Genomic DNA, 9,420 nt, shown 5'->3' with positions numbered 1-9,420 from the left:
CGGACCACTCAGTGGGGGCCGGTCAATCGGTCCGGCGCATGCAACCACCTTGTCGTTCGTCTTGCTGATCATCTTCCTGATCGTCCGCCCTCAGGGCCTGCTTGGTCGGAAGGGCTTCGAATGACCCGGTCAAATCTGATTCTGCTTGTGCTGGTGGCCTGCATCGCTGCGCTGCCGATTTTCGGCGGTGCTTATGCGCTGCGGCTTGGCACGATCGCCTGCATGTACGCGATCCTTGCATTGTCATGGAACATCGTCGGTGGTTTCGCAGGCTATCCATCGTTTGCGACTGCAGCTTTTTTCGGTTTGGGCGCCTACACAACGGGTGTCCTGATGTCGCGCGGCGTATCCCTTGGTGTTGCAGTGGCCGCTGCATGGGTCGCATCGTTCGTTGTTGCGAGCCTGCTTGGAGCCGCGCTGCTGCGCTTGCGTGGACACTACTTTGCAATTGCCAGCCTCTCGCTGATCGAGGTGTTTCGCGAGCTTGTCAACAATGCCACGGATCTCACCGGCGGGGGTATGGGCCTGAATATTCCTTTGACGTCTGCGGCTGGAGTGCTGTCGGATGCGACGTTCTTCTTCTATGCGATGTGGGCATTGTTGCTGGGGACAGCCTTGATGGTCATCGCCGTTGCAGGATCAAAGCTCGGTTTTGGGCTGGTCTGCATCCGGCAGAATGAGACCGCCGCCAACATGATCGGACTCAATGCCACGCTCTACAAGAGTATCGCATTCGGTCTGTCAGCATGTTTCGTCAGCGCTGCCGGCGGCATCTACGCTGCGTGGGTTCATTACATCGATCCCTCCGATGTGTTCGACATTCTTTACTCGGTAAAACCGATTGTGATGGCGTTGATCGGAGGACTCGGATCGCCGCTTGGGGTCGTTATTGGTGCGCTGGTCTACCTCGGATTGGAGGAGGTGGTTTGGCGTAACTACATCCAGATTCATAGCGGCGTGCTTGGCGTTCTGATCGTGGCGCTGCTGCTGTTCCTTCCGCACGGACTGATGTCGCTGCGCGATCGGTTGCTATCATGGAGGCCGAAGCGTGTCTGAAATACTCAGATTGCAGTCCGTCTCGCGTCATTTCAGCGGCCTCAAGGCGCTGAGCGATGTGTCGCTCGGTATTGCAAAGGGCGAGGTGCTCGGACTGATCGGGCCGAACGGTGCCGGCAAGACGACACTCGTTAATGTGGTGACTGGTGTAACACCGGCCAGCTCCGGGACAGTGACTTTCGCAGGACAGGACATTACGCGTGTAAAGACCTATCAGTCCGCACGTCTCGGACTGTCGCGCACTTTTCAGATCGTGCAACCCTTCGCGGAGCTCTCCGCGCTTGACAATGTGGCTGCTGCGGCACTGTTTTCGCAACCTAACGAAAGCCTGAAGTCTGCGCGCGAGTCTGCCCGCGAGCGCCTGGCATTTGTTGGCCTGGAAGCGCAATCCAGTCAGCCGGCTGCGACCTTGACTCTGGCAATGCGCAAGCGCCTCGAACTGGCAAAGGCGCTGGCGATGAAGCCAAAGCTGCTGTTTCTGGATGAGGTCAATGCCGGATTGAACAGCGCGGAAGTCGAACGCGCAACGCGTCTGATCCACGAACTTGCAGCCAGCGGCATTACGATTGTGATGATCGAGCACCTGATGAAGGTTGTGCTTAATGTCTGTACGCGGATCGTCGTGCTGCACAATGGGAAGCTCATTGCGGACGGGCTACCGCGCGATGTGATCAAGAACCCTGCGGTGGTCGAAGCCTATCTCGGCCAGCAGTATGCCCAGAGGGCTGCTTCCCATGGTTAAGCAGGCTCTCATTCTCGAATTGCAGGGTCTTCGTGCCGGTTATGGCGAAGTTCAGGTGCTCTGGGGAATCGATCTTTCGGTGCGCAGGGGGGAGATCACGGCGCTGATCGGCTCAAATGGCGCGGGCAAGACGACCCTTATGCGAGCGCTGTCAGGCCTTATTCCGGTGCAGTCGGGCTCATATCGATCGGAGGGCGAAAATCTGGCGGGCGCGACGGCGGCGGCGATCCTCTCGCACGGCATTGTTCATGTGCCGGAAGGGCGACGATTATTTGGTGCGATGAGCATCGAGGACAATCTCCTGATGGGGGCATATTCGCGCACAGCCTCGCGCGCTGAAATCAGTCGCGACATGGACAGGGTTTATACAACGTTTCCGAAATTGTCTGAGCGCCGCAATCAGGCGGCAGCGACGCTCTCCGGTGGCGAGCAGCAGATGTGCGCAATTGGACGCGGTCTCATGAGCGCGCCGAAGCTGCTGATGATTGACGAACTGTCGTTAGGGCTCTCGCCATTGCTGGTGGAGCAGCTTGTTGCTGCGCTACGTACCCTCAACGCCGAGGGAATGTCCATCCTGCTGGTGGAGCAGGATGTGACGACGGCACTGGATTTGTGCGACGCGGCCTTCGTCATGGACATGGGCCGGATCGTCAGATCGGGTTCGGGTGCGGAGTTGCTGGCAGATCCGATCATTCGCGACGCCTATCTCGGCGTTCTTGAAGAATAGCTCCAGTCAACCGACAAATTCCATTTGGAAAAGCAAGAAGAGGCAACATGATCAAGACTGTCGAAGCGCCCAATGGTGGCTATCGTTTTATGCCGGGCGTCAGCCAATATTCTGCTGGTGTTGCGGCGCTTCCCGGCTTTGCGCTCGAGCGCGTACGGTTCACCAAGCCGGTGCCGCTGCGTCAGGGATTTGAGCGCATCGCGCAGATTTTGAAAGATGCCGGTCGCCCCTTGAGTGCATTCGCTGCTTGTGAGCTCCGTTCGCCCGCGCCGTTTACGGAGAGCGGTTTCGTCAAGTTCAACGAAGAATACACAGGCACCTTGAAGACTTGGGGGGTGATGCAGGATGGTGCCGCAAATCCTGTGGCGCGCAGCAATGTCTGCCCGAAAATCGACCCGCCGTCGGAGCCGGGCTTTTACGCCTTCACCTATGCGGTCCCTGCTGTGAATGCGCCAACATCTTTTGTGGTCGCTGGAAGTGGAGAAGCGCCGGAGGGTAAAGGAAATTACCGCGATCATGCCGTCCGGCTCGGCGATATTTCTCCAGCGGCGATGCTGGAGAAAGCGAAGTGGGTTCTGGGTGAGATGGAGCGGCGCATGAGCGCGTTTGGCGGAGACTGGAGCCAGGTAACCGCGACGCAGCTTTACACCGTCCACGACATCTTTCCGTTCATTGAAACTGAGATCGGAAAGCGCGGAATTTTCAGACAAGGCCTGACATGGCATCTCAATCGGCCGCCGGTGCAGGATCTCGAATATGAAATGGACTGCCGACGTGTGCACGTGGAGCGCATCATAGAAGTGTGAGCCTGTGTTGATGGACTACGGACCTTGACGAACGCGCTCGGATACCGTCAAACTCTTTGCGAGTGGCGGCTCATTTGCATGGGTTATGCCGGTATCCAGCGATCAAGTTTTAGGTTCGGGACGGAATTATGCGGCTGGCGACTGCGACAAAGCAGGGAAGGCGGCCCAAGGTCGCTAAAGCCGTACCGCCCGCCCGGGTCATTCAGAAGCAGCCGGTATTGACCGAACGGAACTGTTCGGTCGCCCGGACGGTCGGTATTCTTTCGGATGCCTGGGCGTTTCTTGTAATCCGGGAGGCATTTTTCGGAGCCCGGCGGTTCGAGGAATTTCGCTCAGCTCTCGAAATTTCCCGGGCAACCCTGACAGACCGTCTTCGGCGTTTGACACGTGAGGGGATTTTCCGGGAAATCAGCTATTCCGAGACATCGAGTCGCGTCGAATACAAGCTGACGAAATCCGGTATCGACCTTTATCCCACCTTCATGGCTCTCATGCAGTTTGGTGATCGATGGCTGGCCGATCCAAAAGGAGCGCCGCTTCAGCTTATTCACGAAGGTTGCAATTGCGTCAGCAAGCCATTCGTATCGTGCTCTTGCTGTCATCAACGTGTTGTCGCGCGGGGCGTCAGCTATCGCGACGGGCCGGGAGCGGGGAAGACACGGGTCGAACCTTCTCGACGGTCGCGCCGGGCGGCCGACGACTTTATGCGCGGGCGACCGAGCTCGGTGTCCCGGTCACTTGAGGTGATCGGCGATCGCTGGAGTTTTCTTGTTATTCGTGAAGCTTTCTTCGGCGCCAGGCGCTTCGACAAGCTCCAAACAGAGCTGAACATTGCCTCAAATATCCTCACGGACCGTCTTGCGCGGCTCGTTGAACGCGGGGTTTTCAAGAAACGGAAGTACCAGTCGTTACCGGAAAGATTTGAGTATCTGCTGACTCCGATGGGAATGGATCTTTACGGCCCATTAATCATGATGATGGCTTGGGGCGACCGGTGGCGCGCCGATGGCAAGCCACCGCTTATTCTCAAGCATCTGGAATGCGGCAAGGATTTTACGCCGACTGTCATCTGCAATCGATGCGGAGAACCAATTCATGCGACATCGATGAAATATCGCATGCGTTACGATCCGGACAAGTTCGGCGGCACGAAGAGCGGCCGGGCGGTGCCCGGCCGCGTCTGAGCGATGGTTTGTTTTACTTCTTGATCAGCGGACACTTGCTTTCCGAGAGGGGTCGAAAAGCTTCCTCCCCCGGAACGACGGCGCGGAGCTTGTAGTAGTCCCATGCGTATTTTGATTCAGAGGGTTTCTTGACTTCATAGACGTACATGTCGTGCAGGAAGCGGCCATCCTCGCGAACGCGACCATTCTTCGCAAAAAAGTCGTTCACCGGCATCTCGCGCATCTTGGCCATCACTGTCTTGGCGTCGTCGGTACCGGAAGCTTTGATTGCATTCAGGTAATGCATCGTCGACGAGTAGTCGCCGGCGTCACCCATATGCGGCATGCGCTTCATCTTCGCGAAAAAGCGTTTGGAGAATGCCCGGGTTTCTTCATCGCGATCCCAATAGAAAGCATTGGTCAGGACGAGACCCTGTGCCGTCGTCAGGCCCATCGAATCGATATCGGTAATCCAGACTAGCAATCCCGCGATGGTTTGCTTTCCGCCGTCGGTGAGACCGAAATCCTTGGCCGATTTAACCGCGTTGATGAACGTTGTTCCGGAGCCGGCAACGGCAACAACCTTGGACTTTGAAGCCTGCGCCTGAAGCAGAAATGACGAGTGGTCGGCCGTATCAATGGGATATCGGATCGAACCAACGACCGTGCCGCCGTTTGCCTTCACTACATTCGATGTGTCGCCCTCAAGCGCATGGCCGAACGCGTAGTCTGCCGTCAGAAAGTACCACGAATTCAGACCTTCCTTGATAAGTGCTTTTCCTGTCCCCTGAGCCAGGGCGTAGGTGTCATACGCGTAGTGGATGCTGTTCGGCGTGCAGGAATCGTTGGTGAGCCGTGACGAACCCGACCCGTTGACGATCGCAATGCGATTTTTCTCTTGTGCGACGTTAGTCACCGCAAGCGCAATCGATGAGTTTATCAGGTTTGCGATCAGGTCGACTTTGGCGACGTCGTACCATTCACGAGCCTTCGCGATTGCCACTTCATTGCGGTTCTGGTGATCGGCGACGACCACCTCGATAGGTTTGCCGAGAACCTTTCCGCCAAAATCTTCGACCGCCATCTTCACGGCAGTCACCGATCCTTCCCCGGACTCATGGGAAAACTGGCCGGACATGTCGGTCATCACGCCGATTCTGACGACGTCGTCAGAGACGTTCGCAGTCTGTGCATACGCCGGGCTTGCCAAACTCATACTTGCGGCAAGCGTCATGGCCACCTTGCTCATTGTTGCTCCTCCCTCTTTTTGTTCGAGACTTACCTGATCGACAGGCTTGCATAACTAGACTAATTTGATATGACGATGTCAACAGGCTCGCGAAGCTCAATGTCATTGCGACGCACAAAAATTTCGGAGGAGATGGTCCCGATGAAGGAAGCGTCGCATCATGCGGATGTCGATGTGGTTCTCGAAGCGCGCGGGCTGCGAAAGGAATTCCGCGGTTATGTTGCCGTCAACAGCGTTGACCTCGACATTCGTCGCGGCACGATTCACGCGCTGATTGGTCCAAACGGAGCAGGTAAAACGACAGTTTTTAATCTGCTGACCAAGTTTCTGGTCCCAACATCAGGCCGCATCCGGCTGGAAGGGGCCGATGTGACGACGGAGCAGCCAGCTGCGCTTGCTCGCCTCGGTCTTGTACGATCATTCCAGATATCAGCGGTTTTTCCGCATCTTTCGGTCAGCGAGAACATCGCAATCGCACTTCAGCAGAGGTTTGTATCGCCCTCGAAATTCTGGCGGGGCGGACTCCGGCCCGACGACATGTCCGAGCGCATTTGCGGTCTGCTCGGTCAAGTTGATCTGAGTGCGTTCGCGCAAACCCGCGCTGGAGACCTGGCTTACGGCCGTAAGCGGGCGCTCGAACTCGCGACGACGCTAGCGACCGAACCGAAGGTCATGCTTCTCGACGAGCCTACTCAGGGACTGGGACATGAGGATGTTGAGCGCGTCACGGACCTCATCAAGCAAGCGGCGATTGGCCGCACGGTCGTCATGGTCGAGCACAACATGAAAATGGTTGCACGAATTGCCGACCGGATCAGCGTGCTGCGCCGTGGTGAAATCATTGCTGAAGGACCTTACCACGAGGTGTCCAGCAATCCGCAGGTGATCGAATCCTACCTAGGCTCACGTTCGCGTACGGCGGGAAAAGCGTCGTGAGTGGGGACATGAAAGGACCAGCTGCTGGCGAAATTCTTGCTATAGACAAGCTACAGGCCTGGTACGGCGAGTCGCATGTTCTTCACGGTATGTCGTTTTCCCTGCAGCGCGGCGAGGTGGTTGCACTTCTCGGCCGCAACGGGAGCGGTCGCACGACAACGCTACGCGCAATCGTCGGGTTGATCGACAAGCGGCAGGGATCAATCCGAATCGGCGGCAAGGACACCATTCGTCTCGCGCCTCACATGATTGCCCGCATGGGCGTCGGTTACTGTCCTGAAGAGCGCGGCATCTTCGCCAGTCTGTCTTGTGAAGAAAACTTGCTGTTACCGCCCAAGCAGTCCGAGGGCGGTATGGCCCTCGATGAAATCTACTCTTTGCTTCCCAATCTTGCCGAACGCCGGAGCATACCTGGAACAAGGCTTTCAGGGGGCGAGCAGCAGATGCTGGCGATCGCGCGAATCTTGCGCACCGGTGCCAGGCTATTGCTGCTCGACGAGATATCCGAGGGGCTTGCCCCGGTAATCGTTGATCGCCTTTTCGATCTTATCACCGAACTGAAGTCTCGCGGTTACACGATCCTTCTCGTTGAGCAGAACAAGTATTTCGCGGCGCCGCTCGCGGACAGATTTCTGGTCGTGGAGCACGGCGACATCACGATGCGGTTAACTGCGGCCGAGCTTGAAGCGAAGGCCGAGCTCGTCGATCGAAGCCTGGGGGTTTGAGAATCGCGATGTTTGACATTCCCGCACAAGTTCTGCTCGGTCAGATCACGATTGGTCTCGTGAACGGCTGCTTCTACGCGATTCTGAGCCTCGGTCTCGCGTTGATTTTTGGATTGCTCAACATCATCAACTTTGCTCACGGCGCGCTCTATATGCTCGGCGCATTTGGCGTCTATCTCGCTATGCAAAAGTTTGGCATCAACTACTGGTGGTCATTGTTTCTCGTGCCAATTGTAATTGGCGGATTTGGAGTGTTGATCGAGCGACTTCTGCTGCGTCGGTTGGCTGGCCTCGATCATCTCTACGGCCTGTTGTTTACGTTCGGACTTGCGCTAGTGCTTGAAGGGATTTTTCGCGACATCTATGGCTCTGCGGGCCTTCCTTATCAAACGCCTCAGGCGCTGCGCGGGCTGGTCGACCTCGGCTTTATGAGAATGCCGATCTATCGGATATGGATCGTCGGTGTTTCTCTGTTTGTCTGCCTCGTTATCTGGTTCCTCATCGAGAAAACGAGGCTTGGATCGTATTTGCGCGCAGGCACAGAGAATGCGCGGCTGGTACAGGCTCTCGGAATAAACGTCCCATTGATGGTGACTTTCGTCTATGCGCTTGGCGCAGCGTTGGCGGCTTTCGCCGGCGTGCTGGCCGCGCCGATCTATCAAGTCCAGCCGCTGATGGGGTCGAACATCCTGATCATCACGTTTGCGGTGGTGGTCGTTGGCGGGCTGGGATCGACAGCCGGTGCGATTGCGACAGGCCTCGCGCTCGGCGTGATCGAAGGTCTCTCGAAGGTATTCTATCCGGAAGTGTCATCGACAATCGTGTTCATTGTCATGGCGCTTGTTCTGCTTGTCAGGCCTGCCGGGCTGTTTGGGCGTGAAGCGTGAGCACCATGAACATGAAATCGTCGACCATTCTGTTCCTCGGTCTGGCCGCTGTCGGCATCCTTGCGCCATTTGCGGGCCTGTATGCGCAGTTTCTGATGAAGTGCGTGGCGTTCGCGCTATTCGCGGTGGCATTCAATTTCTTTACGGGAAATGTGGGGCTTCTCTCGATCGGTCATGCCGCTTTCTTTGGCTTTGGTGCGTATGCGGCGGGTTACGTAACCAAATCCTGGGGCTTCACGCCGGAGCTTGCGCTGGGAGTTAGCCTTATCATTGGCGTTGTGCTCGGTGCAGTCATGGGCGGAATGGCCATCCGGAGGCAAGGGATCTACTTTGCCATGATCACGCTGGCGCTTGCGCAGATGATCTATTTCATTTGCGTACAGGCGCCTTTTACCGGTGCGGAAGATGGTCTTCAGCGGATTCCGCGACGCGCCCTGTTCGGACTGTTCGATCTTTCAAATGACCACGCAATGTATGCGTTCTCACTCGTGGTGATGCTTCTTGCAGTCTGGGGATTTCAGCGGATCATGGAAGCACCCTTCGGGCAGGTGCTTCTTGCCATTCGCGATAACGAGCCGCGGGCCATTTCACTGGGCTACGATGTTCAGAGTTATAAACTATCGGCATTCACGATGTCCGCAGCGGTCGCAGGTCTTGCGGGCGGCCTGAAGGCCCTGACCCTAGGGTTTGCGGGGCTGCCTGATGCACATTGGACCCAGTCTGGAAACGTCATCCTGATGTGTCTGCTCGGCGGATTGGGAACGCCTCTTGGGCCTATCGTCGGCGCGATCCTGGTTGTGACCCTCGAAAGCAAGCTCGCCAGCCTCGGTGTGGTTCAAGTGGGACCTCTTGCAGTCGACCTCTCGAGCAAAGTCCCGATCGTCATCGGACTGATTTTCATGATCTGCGTCATGCTTTTCCGGCGCGGGATCGTTGGAGAAATCAATGCGGCTTTCGCAGCCGCGAAGATCAACCGGGTTCCGCAGGAGAATGCTGAAAACGCATTCAACCGAGTTGACATCACCTCTGAAAATTAGTCTAGTTATGCAAGTTACTATCCTGAGATGAAGAAGCCCCATAACGGCTCGCCACTCGGAGCGGTCATTTCTGCGAGCTGGTCTCTGGTAGA

General features: G+C 56.7%; 10 protein-coding genes. 9 read left to right on the top strand and 1 reads right to left on the bottom strand.

The window, feature by feature from the left end; genetic code table 11:
• The first annotated feature begins 120 nt into the window (after nt 1-120).
• From I554_RS0101215 to I554_RS0101195, 5 genes are all read left to right on the top strand, one after another.
• Nucleotides 121-1,056 carry a branched-chain amino acid ABC transporter permease gene (locus tag I554_RS0101215; protein WP_024573661.1) on the top strand — a complete coding sequence of 312 codons (936 nt, stop codon included), beginning with the start codon at nt 121-123 and terminating at the stop codon, nt 1,054-1,056.
• Nucleotides 1,049-1,798, top strand: coding sequence for an ABC transporter ATP-binding protein (locus I554_RS0101210; RefSeq protein ID WP_024573662.1), 750 nt, complete (start codon nt 1,049-1,051; stop codon nt 1,796-1,798). Before I554_RS0101215 ends, I554_RS0101210 begins: the two co-directional genes overlap by 8 nt.
• Nucleotides 1,791-2,525, top strand: a complete 735-nt coding sequence (locus tag I554_RS0101205; RefSeq protein WP_024573663.1) for an ABC transporter ATP-binding protein — start codon at nt 1,791-1,793, stop codon at nt 2,523-2,525. The genes I554_RS0101210 and I554_RS0101205 overlap by 8 nt, the downstream gene beginning before the upstream one ends.
• 47 nt (nt 2,526-2,572) lie before the next feature.
• Nucleotides 2,573-3,331: a hypothetical protein gene (locus I554_RS0101200; protein WP_024573664.1), complete on the top strand. Its 759-nt coding sequence runs from the start codon at nt 2,573-2,575 to the stop codon at nt 3,329-3,331.
• Nucleotides 3,332-3,459: 128 nt separating this feature from the next.
• The gene (locus tag I554_RS0101195; RefSeq protein WP_024573665.1) at nt 3,460-4,515 is read left to right on the top strand and encodes a helix-turn-helix domain-containing protein; all 1,056 of its coding nucleotides are present in this window, start codon (nt 3,460-3,462) and stop codon (nt 4,513-4,515) included.
• A gap of 13 nt (nt 4,516-4,528) precedes the next feature.
• Here I554_RS0101195 and I554_RS0101190 read toward each other — a convergent pair whose 3' ends face one another.
• A complete protein-coding gene (locus tag I554_RS0101190; protein ID WP_024573666.1) occupies nt 4,529-5,743 on the bottom strand; it encodes an ABC transporter substrate-binding protein in 1,215 nt (404 codons plus the stop codon).
• Between the two features lie 141 nt (nt 5,744-5,884).
• On the opposite strand from I554_RS0101190, the gene I554_RS0101185 reads away from it, so the two are divergent.
• The 4 genes from I554_RS0101185 to I554_RS0101170 are packed head-to-tail and all read left to right on the top strand — an operon-like array spanning nt 5,885 to nt 9,328.
• Nucleotides 5,885-6,679: an ABC transporter ATP-binding protein gene (locus I554_RS0101185; protein ID WP_024573667.1), complete on the top strand. Its 795-nt coding sequence runs from the start codon at nt 5,885-5,887 to the stop codon at nt 6,677-6,679.
• 8 nt (nt 6,680-6,687) lie between these two features.
• The gene (locus I554_RS0101180; RefSeq protein ID WP_024573668.1) at nt 6,688-7,404 is read left to right on the top strand and encodes an ABC transporter ATP-binding protein; all 717 of its coding nucleotides are present in this window, start codon (nt 6,688-6,690) and stop codon (nt 7,402-7,404) included.
• A gap of 8 nt (nt 7,405-7,412) precedes the next feature.
• The gene (locus I554_RS0101175; RefSeq protein ID WP_029659827.1) at nt 7,413-8,291 is read left to right on the top strand and encodes a branched-chain amino acid ABC transporter permease; all 879 of its coding nucleotides are present in this window, start codon (nt 7,413-7,415) and stop codon (nt 8,289-8,291) included.
• Between the two features lie 11 nt (nt 8,292-8,302).
• Nucleotides 8,303-9,328, top strand: a complete 1,026-nt coding sequence (locus I554_RS0101170; protein ID WP_024573670.1) for a branched-chain amino acid ABC transporter permease — start codon at nt 8,303-8,305, stop codon at nt 9,326-9,328.
• Nucleotides 9,329-9,420: the final 92 nt, after the last annotated feature.

Origin of the sequence: Afipia sp. OHSU_II-C1 (genome assembly GCF_000497575.1) — a bacterium.
Classification (GTDB): Bacteria; Pseudomonadota; Alphaproteobacteria; order Rhizobiales; family Xanthobacteraceae; genus Afipia.
The sequence above is the reverse complement of the archived record's forward strand: the minus strand, read 5'-3'. Positions and strand labels throughout refer to the sequence as shown.

Excerpts from the sequence above, each read along its gene's own strand:
- I554_RS0101215 (WP_024573661.1), top strand. The coding sequence starts at position 121 with ATGACCCGGTCAAATCTGATTCTGCTTGTGCTGGTGGCCTGCATCGCT.
- I554_RS0101205 (WP_024573663.1), top strand. The coding sequence starts at position 1,791 with ATGGTTAAGCAGGCTCTCATTCTCGAATTGCAGGGTCTTCGTGCCGGT.
- I554_RS0101200 (WP_024573664.1), top strand. The coding sequence starts at position 2,573 with ATGATCAAGACTGTCGAAGCGCCCAATGGTGGCTATCGTTTTATGCCG.
- I554_RS0101195 (WP_024573665.1), top strand. The coding sequence starts at position 3,460 with ATGCGGCTGGCGACTGCGACAAAGCAGGGAAGGCGGCCCAAGGTCGCT.
- I554_RS0101190 (WP_024573666.1), bottom strand. The coding sequence starts at position 5,743 with ATGAGCAAGGTGGCCATGACGCTTGCCGCAAGTATGAGTTTGGCAAGC.
- I554_RS0101185 (WP_024573667.1), top strand. The coding sequence starts at position 5,885 with ATGAAGGAAGCGTCGCATCATGCGGATGTCGATGTGGTTCTCGAAGCG.
- I554_RS0101180 (WP_024573668.1), top strand. The coding sequence starts at position 6,688 with ATGAAAGGACCAGCTGCTGGCGAAATTCTTGCTATAGACAAGCTACAG.
- I554_RS0101175 (WP_029659827.1), top strand. The coding sequence starts at position 7,413 with ATGTTTGACATTCCCGCACAAGTTCTGCTCGGTCAGATCACGATTGGT.
- I554_RS0101170 (WP_024573670.1), top strand. The coding sequence starts at position 8,303 with ATGAAATCGTCGACCATTCTGTTCCTCGGTCTGGCCGCTGTCGGCATC.